Genomic DNA, 21,605 nt, shown 5'->3' on the forward strand with positions numbered 1-21,605 from the left:
CACGGTCTACCGGTCGGCGGCCACCGCCACCTCACGCGCCCACCGGTAGTCCGCCTTGCCGCTCGGCGACCGCTGGATGGCGTCGGCGATCACGAGTTGACGGGGCACCTTGTACCCGGCCAGCCGGGTGCGGCAGTGGGTCTGGATGTCCGTGAGGGAGGGCGGCTGGGCGCCCGCGCGCAGCTGCACCACGGCCGCCACATGGTTGCCCCAGGTGGCGTCGGGCACTCCGGCGACGAGCGCGTCGTACACGTCCGGGTGCGATTTCAGGGCCTGTTCGACCTCCTCCGGGTACACCTTCTCGCCCCCGGTGTTGATGCACTGCGAGCCCCGGCCCAGCACGGTGACGACACCGTCCTCGTCGACCGTCGCCATGTCGCCGAGGAGCACCCACCTCCGGCCGTCCTTCTCGAAGAACGTCTCGGCGGTTTTCACCGGGTCGTTGTAGTAGCCGAGCGGCACGTGCCCGCTCTGCGCGACCCGGCCGATCTCACCCGCCGTCACCGGCTCGTGGGTCGCCGGATCGACCACCTCGGTACGGGAGTTGACGCGGACCCGGAAGCCGCTGCCGGCCCCGGAGCTGTCGGTCGCGGTGCCGTTGAAACCGGACTCGGAGGACCCGAAGTTGTTCAGCAGCATGGCGTTCGGGACGAGTTCGCTGAACTGCCGGCGCACGGTCTCGGAGAGGATCGCACCCGAGGACGAGACACTGAACAGGGCGGAGCAGTCGGTGCCCTTCAGCGGCCCGTTGAGCGCGTCCACCAGCGGCCGCAGCATCGCGTCGCCGACCAGCGACATGCTGGTGACCTTCTCCTTCTCGACGGTCCGCAGCACTTCCTCGGGCACGAACTTGCGGTGGATCACCACCCGTTGCCCGAAGTTGAAGCCGATGAAGGTGGTGAGGGTGGACGTGCCGTGCATCAGCGGAGGGGTGGGGAAGAAGGTGATGCCCGTGCCGCCCGCCGCGACGCGCTCGGCCAGCTCCTCCGGCCGCTTCACCGGCTCCCCGGTCGGTGCGCCACCGCCCAGCCCCGCGAAGAACAGATCCTCCTGACGCCACATCACGCCCTTGGGCATGCCGGTCGTCCCGCCGGTGTAGATGATGAACTGGTCGTCCGCCGAGCGGGCGGGGAACCCCCGCCCGGGCGCCCCGGCGGCCTCGGCCTCCGCGAAGGCGAGGGCCTTGAGGCCCGCGTCCACCGGCACGCCCACCCGCACCAGGTGCCGCAGCCTCGGTGCCCGGGGCAGGGCCGCCGCCACCCGGTCGTCGAACTCCGCGTCGAAGACCAGCGCGACGAGATCCGCGTCCCGGTAGAGGTAGACCAGCTCCTCCTCGACATAGCGGTAGTTCACGTTGACCGGTACGACCCGCGCCTTCAGGCAGCCGAGCACCGTCTGGAGGTACTCGACCCCGTTGTAGAGGTGGAGGCCGAGATGCTCGCCCGGCCGGATCCCGCTGTCGATCAGATGGTGGCCGATGCGGTTGGCGGCGGCGTCCAGCTCCGCGTAGGTCAGCCGGCGTTCCGCACCCGTGCCGGGGTGGTCGATGTAGACGAGTGCCTCGCGGTCCGCGGCCACGTCCACGACCGACTCGAACAGATCGGCAAGGTTGTACTCCACCGCTCCTCCTGACCCCGGCGACCGTGACGAAGAAAGGCGCACCTGTCCGTTCGCCGGTCATCAGAGCAAAGGGCGCGGCAAGTGTGAAGGGTTCACGCGAAGAAATCTGACTGCCTGTCAGAAAACCCTTGAAGTGCCTCCCCGGCTACTGCAACCTGTTCTCGTTCTGATGGAGGGGGGACGATCCCCTCCGGAGGGGAGACGGTCCATGGCTGGGACGGAACACCTCACCGTGCGGCGCGAGGGCGCCACACTCGTGCTCACGCTCAACAGGCCCGAGGCGAAGAACGCGCTCTCGATCGCGATGCTCGTCGGCCTGTACGACGGCTGGATCGAGGCCGACGAGGACGACGACGTCCGCTCGATCGTCCTCACCGGGGCGGGAGGTGCCTTCTGCGCCGGGATGGACCTCAAGGCCCTGGCCGGTCAGGGCATGGCGGGTGAACACCTGCGCGACCGGCTGAAGGCCGACCCCGACCTGCACTGGAAGGCGATGCTCCGCCATCATCGCCCGCGCAAACCGGTGATCGCCGCGGTCGAGGGGTACTGCGTCGCGGGCGGCACGGAGATCCTCCAGGGGACCGACATCCGGGTGGCGGGCGAGTCCGCGACGTTCGGGCTCTTCGAGGTCCGCAGGGGGCTCTTCCCGATCGGTGGCTCCACGGTGCGGCTCCAGCGGCAGATTCCGCGCACGCACGCCCTGGAGATGCTGCTCACCGGGCGGCCGTACAGCGCCCGCGAGGCCGCGGACATCGGGCTCGTCGGGCACGTCGTCCCGGACGGCGGCGCGCTCGACAAGGCGCTGGAGATCGCCGGGCAGATCAACGCGTGCGGGCCGTTGGCGGTCGAGGCGGTCAAGGCGTCGGTGTACGAGACGGCCGAGCTGACCGAAACCGACGGGCTGGCCGCGGAGCTGAAGCGGGGGTGGCCGATCTTCGACACGGCCGATGCGAAGGAGGGGGCCCGTGCCTTTGCGGAGAAGCGAGCGCCTGTCTACAAGCGCGAGTGATGCCTGGGGCGCACCGGACGCTGCGGGCCGTACGCGGCTGGTCGCGCAGTTCCCCGCGCCCCCGAAAGAAGGGGCGTCACTCGCACCGACCCTCAAGGAGGCAAGCCCCCGATGCCCGAAGTCCTCAAAGCCCCTCTCGTCGTCGAGTTCCCCTTCACCCGGTCCCTCGGGCCCGTCCAGAGCGCCTTTCTCACCGGACTGCGGGAACGTCTCGTCCTCGGTGTGAAGACCGGCGACGGCCGGGTCCTCGTCCCGCCCGTCGAGTACGACCCCGTCACCGCCGAGGAGATCCGCGACCTGGTGCACGTGGCCACCACTGGCACGGTCACCACCTGGGCCTGGAACCACGAACCCCGTCGCGGGCAGCCCCTCGGTACGCCCTTCGCCTGGGTCCTGGTCCGGCTCGACGGCACCGACACCGCCCTGCTGCACGCCCTCGACGCCCCCGGCCCCGACGCTGTCCGCACCGGGATGCGGGTCCGGATCCGCTGGGCCGAGGAGCGCTCCGGCGCCATCACCGACATCGCCTGCTTCGAGCCGTACGACGGCGAGGACACCTTCGTCACCGTCCACGCGGGCGAGTTCGAGGACCCCGTGCACGGGATCATCGCGCACGCCCGCCTCGACTACACCTACTCGCCCGGCCGCGCCCAGTCCGCCTTCATCGAGGCCCTCGCGTCCCGGCGGACCTTCGGCGAGCGCTGCCCCTCCTGCCGGAAGGTGTACGTCCCGCCGAGGGGTGCCTGCCCCACATGTGGGGTGGCCACATCGGAACAGGTCGAGGTGGGGCCCGGCGGCACGGTCACCACCTTCTGCATCGTCAACATCAAGGCGAAGAACCTCGACATCGAGGTGCCGTACGTCTACGCCCACATCGCCCTCGACGGCGCCGGCCTCGCCCTGCACGGCCGGATCGGCGGGATCCCCTACGACCAGGTGCGGATGGGGCTCAGGGTCGAACCGGTGTGGACCGACGGGGCCCGCTTCCCCGACCACTACCGGCCCACCGGTGAGCCCGACGCGGACTACGAGACGTACAAGGAGCTGCTGTGATGCGTGACATAGCACTGGTCGCCTTCGCGCAGACCGACCACCGCCGCACCAGCGACGACCTCTCCGAGGTCGAGATGCTCATGCCGGTGCTGCACGACGTGCTCGGGCAGACCGGCCTGAAGACCGCCGACATCGGCTTCACCTGCTCCGGTTCCAGCGACTACCTGGCCGGCCGCGCCTTCTCCTTCACCCTCGCCCTCGACGGCGTCGGCGCCTGGCCGCCGATCTCCGAGTCGCACGTGGAGATGGACGGCGCCTGGGCCCTGTACGAGGCCTGGACCAAGCTCCTCACCGGGGACGCGGACACCGCGCTCGTCTACTCGTACGGCAAGTCCTCACCCGGCTCCGTCCGGGACGTCCTGACCCGGCAGCTCGACCCCTACTACGTGGCTCCCCTGTGGCCGGACTCCGTCGCCCTCGCCGCCCTCCAGGCCCGGGCCCTCATCGACGCGGGCGAGACCGACGAGCCCGCACTGGCCGCCGTCGGCGCCCGGAGCCGGGCGGACGCGGAAGCCAACTCCCATGCCCAGCTGAGGGGTTCGGTGGCGCAGGGGGACTACGTCGTACGGCCGCTGCGCACCGGCGACTGCCCGCCCATCGGCGACGGCGCCGCCGCCGTGATCCTCGCGGCGGGGGAGCGGGCCCGGGAGCTGTGCGCCAGGCCCGCCTGGATCCGGGGCATCGACCACCGCATCGAGGCGCACGGCCTGGGCGTCCGCGACCTGACCGACTCGCCGTCCGCACGGCTCGCCGCCGAGAAGGCCGGTGCCTTCGAACGCCCGGTGGACACCGCCGAGCTGCACGCGCCGTTCAGCTCCCAGGAGGTCGTGCTGCGCAAGGCGCTGCGGCTCGGCGACGACGTGCGCGTCAACCCGTCCGGCGGGGCCCTCGCGGCCAACCCGATCATGGCCGCCGGGCTGATCCGCATCGGTGAGGCCGCCGCCCGCATCCACCGCGGCGAGTCCGACCGCGCCCTCGCCCACGCCACCTCCGGGCCCTGCCTGCAGCAGAACCTGGTGGCCGTACTCGAAGGGGATCCGCGATGAGCAAGGAGCCCGTGGCCGTCGTAGGGATCGGCCAGACCAAACACGTGGCGGCCCGGCGGGACGTGTCGATCGCCGGGCTGGTCCGGGAGGCCGCGCGACGCGCCCTCGACGACGCCGGGCTGGACTGGGCGGACATCGACGCCGTCGTCATCGGCAAGGCGCCCGACTTCTTCGAGGGCGTGATGATGCCCGAGCTGTACCTGGCGGACGCACTGGGGGCGGTCGGCAAACCCATGTTGCGGGTCCACACGGCGGGGTCGGTGGGCGGCTCGACCGCGCTCGTCGCGGCCAACCTGGTCGCCGCCCGGGTCCACTCCACCGTGCTGACCATCGCCTTCGAAAAACAGTCCGAGTCCAACGCCATGTGGGGGCTGTCCCTGCCCATCCCCTTCCAGCAGCCGCTGCTGGCGGGCGCGGGCGGCTTCTTCGCCCCCCATGTGCGGGCCTACATGCGGCGCAGCGGCGCCCCGGACACCGTCGGCTCGCTGGTCGCCTACAAGGACCGGCGCAACGCGCTCAAGAACCCCTACGCCCACCTGCACGAGCACGACATCACCCTGGAGAAGGTCCAGGCGTCCCCCATGTTGTGGGACCCCATCCGCTACTCGGAGACCTGCCCCTCCTCCGACGGCGCCTGCGCCATGGTCCTCACCGACCGCGCCGGAGCCGCCCGTTCCGCGAAGCCGCCGGCCTGGATGCTCGGCGGGGCCATGCGCAGCGAGCCCACCCTGTTCGCCGGCAAGGACGCGGTGTCGCCGCAGGCCGGCAAGGACTGCGCCGCCGACGTCTACCGGCAGGCGGGGATCGCCGACCCGCGCCGGGACATCGACGCCGTCGAGATGTACGTGCCGTTCTCCTGGTACGAGCCCATGTGGCTGGAGAACCTCGGCTTCGCCGACGAGGGCGAGGGCTGGAAACTCACCGAATCGGGGGTCACGGAACTCGACGGTGACCTCCCCGTCAACATGTCGGGCGGTGTCCTCTCCACCAATCCGATCGGCGCCTCCGGGATGATCCGGTTCGCCGAGGCCGCCCTCCAGGTGCGCGGCCAGGCCGGAGAACACCAGGTGGACGGCGCCCGGAAGGTGCTCGGGCACGCCTACGGCGGCGGCTCCCAGTTCTTCTCCATGTGGCTCGTCGGCGCCACGGCCCCCGACAACTGAAAGGACCCGTTCACGTGGCCTGTTGAGTGCCGGAACCGAAAGCTAGGCTGGCCGCGGACGACGAATTCGGGAGGAGCACGGACGTGGCCGAGAGCACCATCCAGCAGCAGCCGGTACTGGGCTGGGAGAAGCCGGAGCTGGACCTCAGCGGGGCCGATTGGCAGTCCAGCAGCCGGGGCCTGGGGGATGTCCAGATCGCCTTTGTCGAGGGATTCATCGCGATGCGCAACAGCGGCAGCCCGCAGAGCCCTTCCCTGATCTTCACCCCCGCCGAATGGGGTGCCTTCGTGTCGGGGGCCCGGGAGGGCGAGTTCGACCTCACCTGAGCGCCCTCCCCCCGGCTCTGCCGCTGTGGCAGAGAGGCGAACCGGGGGGTGTTCCGCAAGGATTTCCGGACACGTGACCAGCAGCGCCCATCCGGGGCCGCCGCCTGAGACAGGCTGGCCCCGGACGGGGAAGGTCGTATTCCGGAGGTGAGGAACGATGAGCGCTGCGCCGGTCATCGCCGCGGCGGACGGTTCGGACGACAGCCTGCGCGCCCTGGACTGGGCCGTACAGGCGGCCCGGAAACGGGACGCACCGCTGCGGGTGGTCCATGTCCGCCAGTACGCCGCCTGGGGGCAGCCCGACGTCCTGGTCGCCGGGGAACCGGACGAGGGGGGCGACCCCGTCCTCGACGAGATCCGGGACCGGCTGCGCACCGGCGCCGTCGGGCTGACCGTCGAGTACGTCGCCCTGGAGGGCGCCCCGAGCGCGCTGCTGCCCGAACTGGGCTCCGACGCCCAGCTGCTGGTGCTCGGCTCCCGGGGCCGCGGCGGCTTCGCCAGCCTGCTGCTCGGCTCCAACGGCATGGCCGCCGCCCGCGACGCCGCGTGCCCGGTGGTCGTCGTACCCCGGCCGGGGCGCGAGGTGCACGCGGAGCTGCCGGCCGAGCCCGGTCCGCGGGTCGTCGTCGGCCTGGACGTGGACAGCCCCGACGACGCCACCCTCGCCTTCGCCTTCGCGGAGGCCGTCCGGCGCGGCGCCCGGCTCCAGGTGATCGCCGCCTACCCGTGGCCGGTGCAGAGCTGGTTCGCGGCCGGGGAGATCGTCCCGCCGGCCGTCGACCAGGACGAGGTCGAAGACGAGACCCGCACCCTCGCCGAGGGCTTCCTCGCCCCGTACCTCAAGGACCGCCCGAACCTGCGGACCGAGGTCCTCGCGCTGCCCGGCGACGCGGCCGGCCTGCTGGTGTCCGCCTCGAAGGACGCCGCCCTGGTCGTCGTCGGCCGCCACCGGCGGCGGCTGCTCGCCCCGGCCCGCATGATGGGCTCGGTCACCCACGCCGTGCTGCTGCACGCGGCCGCCCCGATCGCGGTCGTCCCGCCGTCGCCGCAGGAGTGATGTCAAGTCCCTTCGCCCAGTTACCGTCAGTAGGGAGCGGATCACCGTCGTCGGGCGTACGCTGAGCTGCCTGCAAGCCACGGTGCGCGCTCGCTCCCCGCGCTCGCGCATCACCGTGGCGGGGGGTGGTCATGGGACAGCGGGTCCTGCGGAACCGACGGACGCTCTACGAGCGCGACACCGAACTCGCGGCCGTCGACGAGGCGTTGGCCGAGCTCACCGGCCTCGGCGCGGACGGCGCGGCACCGGGCGACCGGCCGCTCGGCGCGCTGCTCGCTTTCGCCGGGCGCGCGGGCATAGGCAAGACCACCCTGCTCGCCGAGGTCCGCCGCCGCGCCGCCGCCCAGGGCTGCACCGTGCTCTCCGCGCGCGGCGGCGAGCAGGAACAGCGCGTCGCCTTCCACGTCGCCCGCCAGCTCCTGCAACCCCGCCTCGCCGGCGCACCGGAGGCCGAACTCCGTGCCTCGCTGGGCAGTTGGTACGACATCGTCGGCCCTGCCCTCGGCCTGTGCGCCCCGACCGAGGGTGCCCCGCCCGACCAGCAGGGCCTGCGGGACGGCCTCGACTGGGTCCTTACCCACCTCGCCGTGCGCCAGGCCCCGGTGGTCCTCGTCCTCGACGACGCCCACTGGGCCGACCCCGAATCCCTCGGCTGGCTCGCCGCGTTCGCACCGCGCGCCGAGCAACTCCCGCTGCTCGTCGTCGTCGCCTACCGGCCCGACGAACTCCCCGAGCACGCCGACGCGTTCCGCGGCCTGCCCGGACGGGCCGGCGGCCGCCCGCACGGCCTCGAACCGCTCAGCGCCGACGCCGTGGCCGGCCTGGTCCGCGAGAGCCTCGGCGACCACGCCGACGACACCTTCTGCCACGAGTGCTGGGCCGTCACCGCAGGCAACCCCTTCGAGGCCGTCGAACTGACCGCCAAGGTCTCCGACCGGGGCCTCGACCCCACCGAGGCCGGCGCGCCCCTCCTGCGCGACCTCGCCGCCGCCGTCAAGGGCAGCGGGCTGATCGCCCGCCTCGAACGCCTGGGCCCCTCCGCGGTCCGGTTCGCCTGGGCCTGCGCCGTCCTCGGCACCGAGATCCATCCGGCGCTCGCCGCCGCCGTCGCGGGCCTCGGCCACGAGGAGGCCGCCGACGCCGCCGACGCCCTGCGCGGCGCCCGCGTCCTCACCGGCGCCGAGACCCTGGAGTTCGTCCACCCGCTGATCGCCACCGCCGTCTACCGGGCCATCCCGCCCGCCACCCGGGTCGCCCTGCACGGCCAGGCCGCCTGGTGCGTGACCGACGACGGCCAGGGCGCCACCGCCGCCGCCCGGCACCTCCTGGAGACCCACCCCGAGGGCGACACCTGGGTGGTCCGGCAGCTGCGCGCCGCGGCCGGCGAGACCCTCCGGGCCGGCGCCCCGGACACGGCCCGCGCCTACCTCGCCCGCGCCCTGCGCGAACCCCCGCCCGCGAAGGAACGCGCCGCCGTCCTCCACGAGCTGGGCAGCGCCTCCCTCCTCACCGAACCCGCCACCACCGTCAACCACCTGCGCGCGGCCCTCCAGGAGCCCATCGCCGAGCCCGCCCTGCGCCACCACATCGTCTACCGCCTCTCCCAGGTCCTCGCCCACAGCGACCGCCTCGCCGAGGCCTCCGAGACCCTCGCCCGCGAGATCCACGTCACCGGCGACGCCCGCGTCCGGCTCCGCATGCTCTCCGAACAGTTCATGTGGGACGCCTTCCGCGCCGACGAACCCGACCACCCCTCCCGCTCCCGCCGCCTGACCCGGCTCGCCGACCGGCTCCGCGGCCGCGACCTCACCGAGCGGTACGTCATCGGACTGCGCACCTGGGACGCCGTCCAGCGCGGCGAACCCGCCGACATCGCCCTCCACCACGCCGAGCGCGCCCTGGCCGGCGGCCTCGGCTGGGCGGAGGCCGACCGCGGGTTCGAGGTCCCCGTCCTCGTCGCCCTCGCCTTCATGTACGCCGACCGGCCCGACCGCACGGAGGAGCTCTTCGCCGCGGGGATCGCCGACTTCGAACGCCAGGGCTGGCGCGGCGCCCACCTCTCCTTCGCCTACACCCTCCTCGGCTACGTCCGCTACCGCCGCGGCCGCCTCGCCGAGGCAGAGGAGCACGCCCGCTCCGGCCTGCGCCTCGCCGAACGCGTCGGCCCCGGCACCCCGGCCCACTGGTACGCCGTCGGCATCCTCGTCCAGACCCTGCTGGCCCGCGGCCGCACCGACGAGGCCATCCGCCTCGCCGAGGACCACGCCTTCCGAGAACCCTTCCCGGCGGCCGTGGTCTTCCCCGACGCCCAGACGGTCTACGGCGAACTGCTGCTCGCCCGCGGCCTCACCAAGGACGCGGCCGCCGAGCTCTCCGCGGCCGGCCGCCGCCTCGAACCCCGCGGCATCCGCAACCCCTCGTGGTGCCCCTGGCAGCTCCACCTGGCCCGCGCCGAAGCCGCCGACGCCCCAGAACGCGCCCTCACCACGGCCCTCGCCGCCCTGACCCGCGCCCGCCGCTTCGGCGCCCCGTCCGCGATCGGCCAGGCCCTGCGCACCGCGGCAGAGGTCTCCTCGGGCGAGGCCCGCCTGGCGTACCTGCGCGAGTCGGTCTCCTACCTGGAGCGCTCCCCGGCGGCCTACGAGCTCGCCTGCGCGCTGGTCGCCCTCGGGACGGAACTCCGGGACGCCGGGCTGCTTCGCAGGGGTCTGGACACCGCCGTGCAGTGCGCAGCGGACGCCTTGGCAGTACAGGCCCGTGCAGAGCTGGCCGTAGCGACGGAGCAGAGCGAGGGCGTAACCCCCTAGGGGCGCGGGGAACTGCGCGACAAGCCACGACGGCGCCGCACCTGCCGAACGACCCCCGCCCACCACGGCGAACACCGCCGCCCGGCACGGCACCGCCGAACACCACCGCCGCGGCGGACCAAGGGCGCCGGCTGAGCAAGGGATCGGCCGAGCTGGGGACCGGCGGGGCTAGGGGTCGGCCGAGCTGGGGACCGGCGGGGCTAGGGGTCGGCCGAGCGGGGGACCGGCCGGGTCAGAAGTCGGCCGAGCAGGGGGTCGGCGGAGCAAGAGGGCGGCTTGTTCGAAGGTCGGCCGACCCGCATCCCGTACTGATCCCCGCCCCACAACCCGGGCCCCGTACCATGGACCGCATGTCGTTCCTCCGTCGCCGCAGCGCCACTCCCGCCGGCCCCGACTTCGACGTTCTGGCCATGGACCCGGGTGACTGGCCCGGCAACCTCGGTGCCGGGCTGCTGCCCGCCCCCGACGGCACCTGCCAGGGCGTCTTCCTGCGCTACGACCTCTTCGGCGGCCGCGGCCCCGCGATGATCATCGGCAACCTCCCCGAGGGCTCCCCGGCCCGCGAGGTGGAGGAGGACGAGATCCCCTTCGAGGTCGGCCAGCTCCTCCTCGCACTGGAGAACGACGAGGACGTCACCGTCGTCGGCACCGAGGACATGCCGGTGCTGCAGGGTGACAACCTGCTGATCGTGCGGCGCCTCAAGCTCTCCGAGAGCCGGATCTCCTGCGTCCAGTTCGACCGCAGCGACGGCGTCCTGGTGACCATCGCGGCCTGGGACCGTCCGATCACCGACGACCTGTACGCCCTGCTGAAGCCGCTCCCGGCGGAGCTTTTCCAGCAGGGCTGAGGCCGCCTACTTTCCGTGGCCGCGGCCGTGGTGCCGCCCGGTCTTCGCGGCCGGCACCGCGTCGACGTCTGCCGCACGGACGAACTCGACCCGGTGGCCGTACTGGATCTCGTAGTACAGGTCCTTGCCGACCACGACCTTGTGCGAGTCGGTGGCGAAGGTGACGGCGTAGTAGTACTCGCCCGGCACCTCGCCGCCGGCCACGTACTTCTGGCCCGCCGGGATCGTGTACGGCAGCGGTGAGATCGACTGGGCCGGTACCCCGGAGGGGTACGCGGAGGCCTCCGGATAGGCGCGGCCGTACACCGGGATGCTGGTCAGGCCCGCCTTCGGCGTGATCACCAGCCCCGTCGCGGCAACCGCCGTCGGGGCGGCCGCCGGGTTCTTGAACCAGGCCTTCTGCCCGAGGTACCAGATCGCCGTCCAGTCCCCCCAGGTGTCCGCCACCGTGTACTGCTGGCCGGTGGCCGCCCGTGAGGAGAGGTCGTTCACGTCGGTCGTGGGCGTCGTGCCCATGCCGATGTCCTTGATCAGGGCCGAGTTCTCGTCGTGGTCGGAGTACAGCCGTACCTCGCTGGACCCGTGCGCGGCGCAGGGCTGGCCCTTGGTGACGCAGCCGGTGTAGGCAGGCTGGTTCGTGGCGTAGTCGGGCAGGATCGTGACCACACCGCCCGTCACCACCCGGTGCTTCCCGCGCTTGTGCTTGAAGGGGTGGTCGAGCAGCTCGAAGTAGTGCCGCCAGTCCCAGTAGGGGCCGGGGTCGGTGTGCATCCCCGGGATCGTGGACGTGGTCGGGCCGGGCACGGTGTCGTGGCCGAGGATGTGCTGCCGGTCGAGCGGGATGCCGTACTGCTCGGACAGGTACTTCACCAGCCGGGCCGACGACCGGTACATCGCCTCCGTGTACCAGGCGTCCGGCGAGGCCAGGAAGCCCTCGTGCTCGATGCCGATCGACTTCGCGTTGATGTACCAGTTGCCCGCGTGCCAGGCCACGTCCTTCGCCTTGACGTGCTGGGCGATCAGACCGTCGGTGGAGCGGATGGTGTAGTTCCAGGACACGTAGGTCGGGTCCTGGACCAGCTTGATGGTGGTGTCCCAGGAGCCCTCGGTGTCATGGACGACGATGTACTTGATGCTCTGCGAGGCCGGCCGGTCGCCGAGGTCGTGGTTGCCGTAGTCGTTGTCCCCGAACTGCGCGTAGGGCGCGGGGATCCACTCGCACGACACCGTTGCCGGGCATTCCGTGTCGTCGTCCGCCGCCGTGGTGCGCAGCCCGGTCAGCTTCAGTTGCGCGGTGTCGGCCCGCAGCTCCGGCTGGGCGGCGAGGGCGACGAACTGCCCGGCGTCGGTGGTGCGCTCCTCGCCCGTGTGGAGGACGTCGTACACGTCGTTGGCGTAGGCCGCCGCGGTCGCCGTGTCGTCGGCGCCGGAGAAGCGGGCGATCGCGCCGTACCAGCTCGCCGGATCGGCGCTGAGCGGCTGCTGCAGGTCCTGCTGGGCGGCCGCGAGCAGGGCGGCACCGCCGGCCACGTTGGCCGCCGCGTCGGTGCGCAGCCGCTCGGCCGGGATGCCGGTCAGGGCGGCGGCCTTCGGCAGGGTCCTGAGGCGGGCCGGGAGCGCGGCGTTCTGCGGGACCTGCACGGCGGGGTGGAGGGCCGGGCGGGCGCTGTCGCCGCGGGCGTCCTCGGTGCCGTCGGCGAAGTGCTCGGTGGCCGTCGCCAGCGCGGTGTGCGCGTCGGTGAGGTGCATCGGGCCGTAGCCGCCGGTCACGCTGGGAGCGCCGTCGTGCGTGTCCCAGCGGGACTGGAGGTAGGAGACGGCGAGCAGCACGCTCTGCGGCACGTGGTACTCGGTGGCGGCGGACGCGAACGCCCGCTGGAGCAGTCCGGCGGACGACTCGCTCGTGTCCGGGGGCGGTGCCGCGCCCAGCAGCGGCAGCAGCAGGGCCGCGGCGGCGACGGCCCCGGCCGTCCTGCGCGTACGTCTGCCGCGGTGCGGGGGTGCGGGCTCGGTGACGGGTCCTCGCAATGCAGCCTCCTGGGGCGATGGGGCGCGACGGGGCGTGCGGGGCTGAGCGTGGCTCAGTGGTACCGGCTTGCCGACGATCCGTCAATCATGCCCAGAGAGGCAGGAATTCCGATGTCATCCGATGATCGTGGGAGTTTCGCGGTGACGCCCCGCAGGCCTGCGGGGCGTCAGTGGCGTACACCAGTGGGCGACCGCGGCACCGCTGGGAAAACCCCCGGACATGCGAGGATCCGCGGTGCGCCGTTGCCCTGGGCGCACCGCGGATCCTCGTCCCCGTCAGCGAGTGCCGACCGCCGCGCGTACGGCCCGGCGGGCCAGCTGGCAGTCGTCGTGCAGCCGCCGGAGCAGCAGCCGCTGTTCCTCGCCGGTCGGCGCGGCGCCCGGGTGGGCCGTACCCGGTGCCGCCGGGGTCGCGTCGTGCATCGAACGCTGCACGGCGGTCTCGTAGGTCCGGATCTCCCGGGTGAGGACCAGCATCAGGTTCACCAGGAAGGCGTCCCGCGACGCGAGTCCGCCCGACTGGGCGATCTGGCTGATCTGACGGCGTGCCACCGGGGCGTCGCCGAGGACCGACCAGAGCGTGGCCAGGTCGTACCCCGGCAGGTACCAGCCCGCGTGCTCCCAGTCCACCAGCACTGGACCGGCCGGGGACAGCAGGATGTTCGAGAGCAGGGCGTCGCCGTGGCAGAACTGGCCCATCCCCTGACGGCCCGCCGCGACCGCGATGCCGTGCAGCAGCTTCTGCAGGTCACCCATGTCCCGGTCGGTGAGCAGACCCAGTTCGTGGTAGCGGGCGATCCGGGCCGGGTAGTCCACCGGTGCGTCGAAGGTGCCCGCCGGGGGCCGCCACGCGTTCAGCCGGCAGATCGCGCCCAGCGCGGCCCGGATGTCCGCCCGGGGCGGGGCCTCCGCCGGGTGGCGGTGGACCGCCGCAACCCGGCCGGGCATCCGCTCGATCACCAGCGTGCAGTTGTCCGGGTCCGCCGCGATCAGTCTCGGCACCCGGACCGGCGGCCGGTGCCGGACGAACGAGCGGTATGCGGCTATTTCGTGGCGGGTCCGCTCCGCCCAGGCGGGGGAGTGGTCCAGCAGACACTTCGCCACGGCCGTGCTGCGCCCCGTCGTCCCGACGAGGATCACGGACCGGCCGGTGCGGCGCAGCACCTGCACCGGAGCGAACTCCGGGCAGATCCGGTGCACCGACGCGATCGCGGTGCGCAGCTGCGCACCCTGGGGGCCGGACAGGTCGAGTCTGCCGCTGAGGGGCTGGGTGCCGAGTCCGGTGACGCGCCGTTGCCGGCCCACCACCGGTACTGCGGCCCCCGGACGCGCGGGGTCGAGATACGGTCCGCCGCCCGCCGGGCGGGGGCGCAGCGACCGGGGCGGAGCGGACACGGAGGACGATGCTGCGTACATGGGCGATACAGATCCCTTCGTGTACCTGCGGTGCCTGTCTGAGAAGTCCTGTGAGGGGTTCTCGCGCCCAACCCGTCCCGGCCGCCCGGGCACACCCTGGGGAGTGGGCCCGTCGAGTGGCGACCGGGTCGGGGTGGCGCGTTCCTACCTGACACCCGTTGCCCAGTGGCACACCATCTGGCGCACCCTGGCGAACCGTGGCGAATAGTCGCCCGGCAACCGGCACCGGGCTACTGTCAACTCAGCCGAGAACCTGGGGGCTTGACGTGACCGGAGAACCCAACACCCGCCTCTCGGACCTGTTCGGCCTGGCCGGCTGGTCCAAGGGCGAACTCGCGAGGCTGGTCAACCGGCAGGCGGCGGCCATGGGCCACCCCCAGCTGGCGACCGACACCTCCCGGGTGCGGCGGTGGATCGACACGGGAGAGATCCCGCGCGATCCGGTGCCGCGGGTGCTGGCGGCTCTGTTCACCGAGCGTCTCGGCCGTGTCGTGACCATCGAGGACCTCGGTCTGGTACGGCACGGGCGTACGGGAAAACGGCCGGACGACGGGAACGTGGAACATCCCGACGGCATGCCGTGGGCGCCCGAACGAACCGCCGCGGTCCTCACCGAATTCACGGGAATGGACCTCATGCTCAACCGACGCGGCTTGGTGGGTGCGGGTGCCGCGCTCACCGCGGGATCCGTACTCAGCAGCGCCATGTACGAGTGGCTGCACACCGACCCCACACTCAAGGCCGACGCCCCCGTCCTCGACGATCCTCTGCACGCCGACCCCGCCGGGTTCGACCGCTACGAGGCCGCCCCCATCGGGTCCGAGGAGATGGAGGAACTGGAGCGCTCCGTCGAGGTGTTCCGCGCCTGGGACGCGGCCCGCGGCGGCGGCCTGCAGCGCAAGGCAGTGGTGGGACAGCTCAACGAGGTGGGCGGCATGCTCGCCTACCGCCACCCCGAACACCTCCAGCGGCGCCTGTGGGGCGTCGCCGCCAACCTCGCCGTCCTCGCGGGCTGGATGTCGCACGACGTCGGCCTGGAGCCCACGGCCCAGAAGTACTTCGTCATCGCCGCCCACGCGGCCCGTGAGGGCGGCGACCGGCCGCGTGCCGGGGAGGCGCTCTCCAGAGCGGCTCGCCAGATGGTGCACCTCGGCCGGCCCGACGACGCACTGGACCTGATGAAGCTCGCCAAGTCCGGCTCGGGCGACGAGGTGCTGCCGCGCACCCGGGCGATGCTCCACACCATCGAGGCCTGGGCACAGGCCTCGATGGGCAAGGGCCAGGCGATGCGCCGCACCCTCGGCCAGGCGGAGGACCTCTTCGTCTCCGACCGGGGCGACGTGCCGCCGCCGAGCTGGATGCAGATGTTCCGGGAGGAGGACCTGTACGGCATGCAGGCCCTCGCCTACCGCACGCTGGCCGAGCACGACCCGGCCGCGGCCGTGCACGCCCAGCACTACGCGGAGAAGGCCCTGGCCCTCAGGATCGACGGCCGCCAGCGGTCGAAGATCTTCGACTTCCTCTCCATGGCCTCCGCCTGCTTCATCGCGGACGACCCCGAGCAGGCGGACCGGTATGCCCGGCTGGCCCTGATGTCGATGGGATCCAACTCCTCCCACCGCACCTGGGACCGGCTGCGCCAGATGTACCGGCTCACCGCCGAGTACGCCGGCTACCCGAGGATCCAGGAACTGCGGGAGGAGATCAAGCTGGCCCTGCCCAGGGCCAGGAGCAAGGGGAACCACAACAGCGCACAGGCATAGGGGTCCTGTGCGCTCGACACGAGCCGGCTGATCCCAGCCGGGCGGCAGCCGCTGCGCTGCCCCTATTCACCCACCTTGGCGACGAGCACGCAGGCCTCGTCCTCGCGCTCGCTCTCGCCGAACTCCTCGACCACGGCCCTGACACAGTCCTGGGCGGTGCGTGCCGCCCCGAACCGGGGGGCCAGGCCGAGGAGCGCGCCCAGAGAGTCCGCTCCGCTGTGCCCGGGCACCAATCCGTCGGTGTGCAGCAGGAGCAGGTCGCCCGGCTCCAGGGTCACTTCGGCCTGCCCGTAACCGGCTCCCGACGTGACTCCGAGCAGCACGCCCTCCGGCGCGCTGAGCGCGCGCCCCGTCCCGCCGCGGAACAGCAGTGGGGCGGGGTGTCCTGCCTGTGCCCAGCTCAGGGTGCGGGTGGCCGGGCGGTAGCGGCAGCAGACCGCGCTGCCCAGCGCGGGTTGCACGGTGGCGTCGAGTAACCGGTTCAGCAGGGACATCAGCTGCCCCGGTCCGGTGCCGGTCATCGCCATGCCGCGTACGGCGCCCAGCAGCATCGTCATGCCGGAGGCGACGGCGACGCCGTGTCCGGTGAGGTCGCCGACGCTCAGCAGGGTGTCGCCGTCGGGCAGTTCCAGCGCGTCGTACCAGTCGCCGCCCAGCAGGGTTCCGGCCCCGGAGGGCAGATGGCGGGCGGCGACGTCGAGGGTGCCCGGCCCCCGGCACGGCAGCCGCAGGGCGCCGCGTCCGGGCGGCAGCACGGCCTCCTGGAGTTCCACGGCGAGCCGCTGTTCGGTCTCGGCCCGCCGGCGGTGCCGCTGCATCGTGTCCCGGGTCTCGCGCACGGTCCGCTGGCTGAGCCGCAGTTCGCTGACGTCCCGGAGCACGGCCCACATCGAGGCGGTGCTGCCGTCGCCGTCGAGGACCGGTTCGCCCATCATGTGGACGGTCCGCACGTTCCCGTCGGGCCGCTGGACGCGGAACTCGCCGTCGATCGGCTTGGCGTCGACCAGGCAGTCGGTGACCATCGCGGTCAGCCGGGGCCGGTCCTCGTCCAGCACCAGGGCGGGCATTTCGTCGAGGGTGAGCGCGGCCGCGGCCGGGTCGCGGCCGAGGATCCGGTAGAGCTCGCCGGACCAACTGGCCTCGTCCGTCAGGAGGTTCCACTCCGCGCTGCCGACCCGGCTGAGCAGCGATCCCGGGGCGGGCGGGGCGGGGCGGGCGGGCGCCGCCCCGACACCGGCCGGCAGGGGTGCCGGTCCGTCCCGCAGTTGGGCCAAGTGCTCGTCCAGGTCGTTGAGCTGATGGAGCGCCAGATCGTACAGGGCCCGCTGCCAGCGCTCCTCGGAGTCCGATCCCGAGCTCCGGTTGTCCCGGCGCACCGCGTCCACGTCGCCCTTGAGCCGCCGCGTCTGCGATATCAACGCCTCGACCGAGCCGCGCCCGGGCGGCTGGGCGGCGGGGCGGTCCGCGGAGACATGGGACGGCATGACGCACTCCGATGCGGGGACTGAACGGCCAAGGCGGACGGTGGGACCGGTTACGACTGTTGCACAGCCTGCGACGCCCCGTAAGGGATTTGACAACACACGATACGGTGGTGCTTCTGGCATATGCCAGAGTCTTCATGGGCTGGTCGACGCCCATGAAAGGTGTACGCGAGCGGTGGCACAAGTCGTAGTGGGGCTACGTGATTCGGCGGACTTCGCTAGCTCTCCGTGTCGCGCTCGGGCGGTTGTTCGACGCCTCTGTATGCACAGTGTCGCGGTCTCGGCCAACCGCGGCAACTCTGTCCGGATTTCGCGTCATGCAAGGGGCCTTCCCGGAGTCCTACAGGCATGGACATCACTTTCGAGCAACCCGCCCGCGCCCGGCTGATCACCGCCGAGGACGAGGAGGTCCCGGTGCCCGCCACGCTCCGGTACACCTCCGGTGATCCCCTGGCCGTCTTCGTCGACTTCCCGGCCGAGGTCACCCTCGGCGGCGAGGAGGTCACCTGGACCTTCGCCCGCTCGCTGCTGGACCAGGGGCTCGGTGCCCCGGCCGGGCGCGGTGACGTCCACATCTGGCCCTGCGGCCCGGGGCGTACGGCGGTGGAGTTCCACTCGCCGCACGGTCTTGCCCTGCTCCAGTTCGACACCCAGGCGCTGTTCCGGTTCCTGCAGCGCACCCACGAGGTGGTGGCCCCGGGCCAGGAGGACGTCGAGGCGGTCGTGGAACGGGGCCTGAGCACGCTGTTCGGGGGCGTGTGAGGCGTACGGGGCGCTACCGACCCGACTTTGACTTCTGTTCACTCCCGCCTCACCGATCCGGCCTGGAGCCTGCCGACCGCCCCGTGCACCCTGTCGCGCGGTGTGCCGCACGGGCGCACCGGTGACGAGGACGGGGCGAATGACACCGATCAGCCGAAGAGGCTTCGTGGGACTGGGCGCTTCCGTGGCGGCGGGCATGACGGTAGGCGCCGCCGGCCCACGGACCGCGGCCGCGGCCACGGCCCAGAGCACGGCGACCGGCACGATCTCGGACGTCAGGCACGTGGTGATCCTCATGCAGGAGAACCGCAGCTTCGACCACTACTTCGGGCGCCTCAAGGGCGTCCGCGGCTTCGCCGACCGCAGCGGCATCACCCTCAGCGGCGGCTATCCGGTCTTCAACCAGCCGAACGGCACGGGCCGCCAGTACCCGTGGAAACTCAGCGCCACCCCGGACGCCGGCGGCAAGGACGGCGAGACCCTCGCCCAGTGCAACGGCGACCTCCCGCACTCCTGGTCCTCCCAGCACTCCGCGTGGAACAAGGGCCGCCTCGACAACTGGGTCGCGGGCGTCGGCAACGTCCGCTCCCTCGGCTACCTGGACCGCGCCGACATCCCCTTCCACTACGCGCTCGCCGACAACTACACGATCTGCGACGCCTACTTCTGCTCCACCCTCAGCGCCACCGGCCCCAACCGCACCTACCTGTGGAGCGGCAAGGTCGACGCGTCCAGCTACGACGGCGGCGACGAGTCCGGCCTGACCTGGCAGAACTACGCCGAGGCCCTGCAGAGCGCCGGAGTGACCTGGAAGGTCTACCAGAACGCCCAGGACAACTACGGGGACAACGGCTGCGCCTACTTCAAGAACTTCACGAACGCCGGAGCCGGCAACCCGCTCCACGACCGGGGCATGTCCTCCGTCCCGGCGGTGACCGGCTCCACCCCCGACGACATCGCCGCCGCCATCAAGGCCGACGTGGTCGCCGGTACCCTGCCGCAGGTCTCCTGGGTGGTCGCCAACCAGGCGTTCTCCGAGCACCCCTACGCCCCGCCCGGCGACGGCGCCCACTTCGTCAACCTGGTCTACCAGGCACTCGCCGCCGACGCGGACGTCTTCGACTCCACCGTCCTGTTCCTCAACTACGACGAGAACGACGGCTACTTCGACCACGTCCCGCCGCCGGCCCCGCCCGCCGGCACGGCCGGTGAGTTCCTGAACGGCGTGCCGTACGGCTTCGGCTTCCGGGTCCCGATGATCGTCGTCTCGCCCTGGACCCGCGGCGGCTGGGTCTCCTCCGAGGTCTTCGAGCACACCTCGGTGCTGCGCTTCCTGGAGACCTGGACGGCGGCCCTCGGCAAGCCCGCGAGCTGCCCCAACATCAGCGCCTGGCGGCGCGCCGTGAGCGGCGACCTGACCGGCGTCTTCGACTTCGCCAACCCGGCTTACGGCGCCGTGGCCCTGCCCGCCACCGGCGTCATCGGCTACTCCACCTGCGGCCCGCTGCCCAACCCGGTGCCCACCACCAACGCCCTGCCCGCCCAGGAGACCGGCACCCGTCCGGCCCGTGCGCTGCCCTACCAGCCGAACGGCTATCTGGACCACCTGGAGTTCGGGGCGAGCGGCAGCATCCGCGCCTGGTTCACCATGGCCAACCAGGGCACCCCGGCCACCCGTTCGGCCCACTTCTCCATCCACCCGAACGCCTACCGGGACACCGCCCCCTGGCAGTACACGGTCGCCGCCGGCTCCACCGCCTCCGACTACTTCAACATCGGCACCGGATACGGCGCGGGCAAGTACGACATCACCATGGCCGGCCCCAACCGCTTCCTGCGCCGCTTCCAGGGCGACGCCACCAAGGCCGGCAAGTCGGCCGAGGTGAGCACTCGTTACGCCGTCGAGTCCGGCAGCGGCAGGCTCGCTATCTGGTTCAAGATGGCCAACACCGGCTCCACGCCGGTGAAGTTCACGATCACCTCGAACAACTACCGCACCGACGGCCCCTGGACGTACACGGTCGCCGCCGGATCCGCCACCGAGGACTACTTCAACGCCGTCGCCTACCAGGGCGGCTGGTACGACTTCACGATCACGGTGGACTCCGACGCGACCTGGTCGCGCCGGTTCACCGGCCATCTGGAGACGGGCGCCGCCTCCGTCAGCGGCTGAGGTCCGCGTACAGGTCCGGGCGCGGGGCGAGCTCCACGGTCGTACGGCCGCCGCTCTCCAGCGCCCGGACCCCGGCCTCGGCCACCGCCGAGGAGGCGTAGCCGTCCCAGGCGCCCGGTCCGGTGACCCGGCCCTGCCGGGTGGCGTCCACCCAGGCCTGCACCTCGCGGTCGTAGGCGTCGGCGAACCGCACCAGGTAGTCCTGGGCCACCTCCTCGCGGGCGCCGCCGGCCGAGGTGACCAGCATGGTGCGGTCCTCGCCGATCCGGGCGCTGCCGTTCTCGCACACGGCCTCGCAGCGGACCTGGTAGCCGAAGCCGCAGTTGACGAAGACCTCGACGTCGACGAGGGCGCCGCCGTCGGTCTCGAAGAGGACCAGCTGCGGGTCGAGCAGGCCCTCGGGGGCGCCCGAGGAGGGCCGGGGCCGCAGCACGGTCACCGCGGTCAGCTCCTGGCCGAGCAGCCAGCGGGCCGCGTCGATCTCGTGCGACACCGAGCTGTTGATCAGCATGGCGCTGGTGAAGCCGGGCGGCGAGGAGACGTTGCGGTGGGTGCAGTGCAGCATCAGCGGCCGGCCCAGGCTGCCGCCGTCCAGCAGGGACTTCAGGTGCCCGTACTCGGCGTCGTAGCGGCGCATGAACCCGATCTGCGCCAGCCTGCGGCCGAGCCTGGCCTCCGCCTCCACCACCCGGAGCGCACCGGTGGAGTCCGGCACCATGGGCTTCTCGCACAGCACCGGGAGCCCGCGCGCGAAGGACGCGAGCAGCGGTTCCTCGTGCGCCGGGCCGGGGGAGGCGATCAGCACGGCGTCGACACCCGGGGCGGCCAGTGCGGCCAGCGGATCCGCGTGCACGGTGACGTCGTCGAGACCGGCCGCCGCCTCCTTGGCGCGGTCGAGATCGGGGTCGGCGACCGCGGCCACCCGCGCACCGCTCACCACCTGGTCCAGCCGTCGTATGTGGTCGGCCCCCATGTGTCCGGCACCCAGCACCGCGACGCCCAGCAACTCAGCCACGCCCACACACTCCCTCTCGGCCGACGATCACGCTC

Annotated in this window: 16 protein-coding genes; 11 read left to right on the forward strand and 5 right to left on the reverse strand. The window is 72.4% G+C overall.

Features of this window, described 5'->3' with window-relative positions; translation table 11 throughout:
• Positions 1-6: 6 nt before the first annotated feature.
• Complete coding sequence (locus ACFZB3_RS39975) at positions 7-1,620, reverse strand: AMP-binding protein (protein ID WP_391385772.1); 1,614 nt, start codon at positions 1,618-1,620, stop codon at positions 7-9.
• Between the two features lie 208 nt (positions 1,621-1,828).
• On the opposite strand from ACFZB3_RS39975, the gene ACFZB3_RS39980 reads away from it, so the two are divergent.
• From ACFZB3_RS39980 to ACFZB3_RS40015, 8 genes are all read left to right on the forward strand, one after another.
• Positions 1,829-2,629: a crotonase/enoyl-CoA hydratase family protein gene (locus ACFZB3_RS39980; protein ID WP_391385775.1), complete on the forward strand. Its 801-nt coding sequence runs from the start codon at positions 1,829-1,831 to the stop codon at positions 2,627-2,629.
• Positions 2,630-2,740: 111 nt separating this feature from the next.
• Positions 2,741-3,682, forward strand: a complete 942-nt coding sequence (locus tag ACFZB3_RS39985; RefSeq protein WP_391385778.1) for an OB-fold domain-containing protein — start codon at positions 2,741-2,743, stop codon at positions 3,680-3,682.
• Positions 3,682-4,728, forward strand: a complete 1,047-nt coding sequence (locus ACFZB3_RS39990) for a thiolase domain-containing protein (RefSeq protein ID WP_391385781.1) — start codon at positions 3,682-3,684, stop codon at positions 4,726-4,728. The genes ACFZB3_RS39985 and ACFZB3_RS39990 overlap by 1 nt, the downstream gene beginning before the upstream one ends.
• Entirely contained in the window at positions 4,725-5,891 is a 1,167-nt protein-coding gene (locus ACFZB3_RS39995) for a thiolase domain-containing protein (protein WP_391385784.1), read from the forward strand. The genes ACFZB3_RS39990 and ACFZB3_RS39995 overlap by 4 nt, the downstream gene beginning before the upstream one ends.
• 83 nt (positions 5,892-5,974) lie before the next feature.
• Positions 5,975-6,217: a DUF397 domain-containing protein gene (locus ACFZB3_RS40000; protein WP_351960985.1), complete on the forward strand. Its 243-nt coding sequence runs from the start codon at positions 5,975-5,977 to the stop codon at positions 6,215-6,217.
• 157 nt (positions 6,218-6,374) lie between these two features.
• A complete protein-coding gene (locus ACFZB3_RS40005) occupies positions 6,375-7,274 on the forward strand; it encodes a universal stress protein (RefSeq protein ID WP_391385787.1) in 900 nt (299 codons plus the stop codon).
• Between the two features lie 131 nt (positions 7,275-7,405).
• Positions 7,406-10,081 carry an AAA family ATPase gene (locus ACFZB3_RS40010; RefSeq protein ID WP_391385789.1) on the forward strand — a complete coding sequence of 892 codons (2,676 nt, stop codon included), beginning with the start codon at positions 7,406-7,408 and terminating at the stop codon, positions 10,079-10,081.
• A gap of 350 nt (positions 10,082-10,431) precedes the next feature.
• Entirely contained in the window at positions 10,432-10,929 is a 498-nt protein-coding gene (locus ACFZB3_RS40015; RefSeq protein WP_217551936.1) for a hypothetical protein, read from the forward strand.
• A 6-nt stretch (positions 10,930-10,935) separates the two neighbouring features.
• Here ACFZB3_RS40015 and ACFZB3_RS40020 read toward each other — a convergent pair whose 3' ends face one another.
• Positions 10,936-12,957 carry an N-acetylmuramoyl-L-alanine amidase gene (locus ACFZB3_RS40020; protein ID WP_391385793.1) on the reverse strand — a complete coding sequence of 674 codons (2,022 nt, stop codon included), beginning with the start codon at positions 12,955-12,957 and terminating at the stop codon, positions 10,936-10,938.
• Between the two features lie 276 nt (positions 12,958-13,233).
• A complete protein-coding gene (locus ACFZB3_RS40025) occupies positions 13,234-14,373 on the reverse strand; it encodes a phosphotransferase (RefSeq protein ID WP_391385796.1) in 1,140 nt (379 codons plus the stop codon).
• A gap of 266 nt (positions 14,374-14,639) precedes the next feature.
• On the opposite strand from ACFZB3_RS40025, the gene ACFZB3_RS40030 reads away from it, so the two are divergent.
• Positions 14,640-16,136, forward strand: coding sequence for a hypothetical protein (locus ACFZB3_RS40030; RefSeq protein ID WP_391385798.1), 1,497 nt, complete (start codon positions 14,640-14,642; stop codon positions 16,134-16,136).
• A gap of 62 nt (positions 16,137-16,198) precedes the next feature.
• Here ACFZB3_RS40030 and ACFZB3_RS40035 read toward each other — a convergent pair whose 3' ends face one another.
• Entirely contained in the window at positions 16,199-17,620 is a 1,422-nt protein-coding gene (locus ACFZB3_RS40035; protein WP_391385800.1) for a SpoIIE family protein phosphatase, read from the reverse strand.
• A 348-nt stretch (positions 17,621-17,968) separates the two neighbouring features.
• Here ACFZB3_RS40035 and ACFZB3_RS40040 point away from each other — a divergent pair, with 348 nt between their 5' ends.
• Both ACFZB3_RS40040 and ACFZB3_RS40045 read left to right on the forward strand, forming a co-directional pair.
• Positions 17,969-18,382 carry an SsgA family sporulation/cell division regulator gene (locus ACFZB3_RS40040; RefSeq protein ID WP_391385803.1) on the forward strand — a complete coding sequence of 138 codons (414 nt, stop codon included), beginning with the start codon at positions 17,969-17,971 and terminating at the stop codon, positions 18,380-18,382.
• Positions 18,383-18,521: 139 nt separating this feature from the next.
• A complete protein-coding gene (locus ACFZB3_RS40045; protein ID WP_391385806.1) occupies positions 18,522-20,555 on the forward strand; it encodes a phosphocholine-specific phospholipase C in 2,034 nt (677 codons plus the stop codon).
• Here the strand turns inward: ACFZB3_RS40045 and ACFZB3_RS40050 are convergent.
• Positions 20,545-21,570 carry a Gfo/Idh/MocA family oxidoreductase gene (locus ACFZB3_RS40050; protein WP_391385810.1) on the reverse strand — a complete coding sequence of 342 codons (1,026 nt, stop codon included), beginning with the start codon at positions 21,568-21,570 and terminating at the stop codon, positions 20,545-20,547. The two genes, ACFZB3_RS40045 and ACFZB3_RS40050, sit on opposite strands and share 11 nt — an antisense overlap.
• Positions 21,571-21,605: the final 35 nt, after the last annotated feature.

The organism is Streptomyces sp. NPDC008092, from assembly GCF_042957285.1.
Taxonomy (GTDB): Bacteria; Actinomycetota; Actinomycetes; order Streptomycetales; family Streptomycetaceae; genus Streptomyces.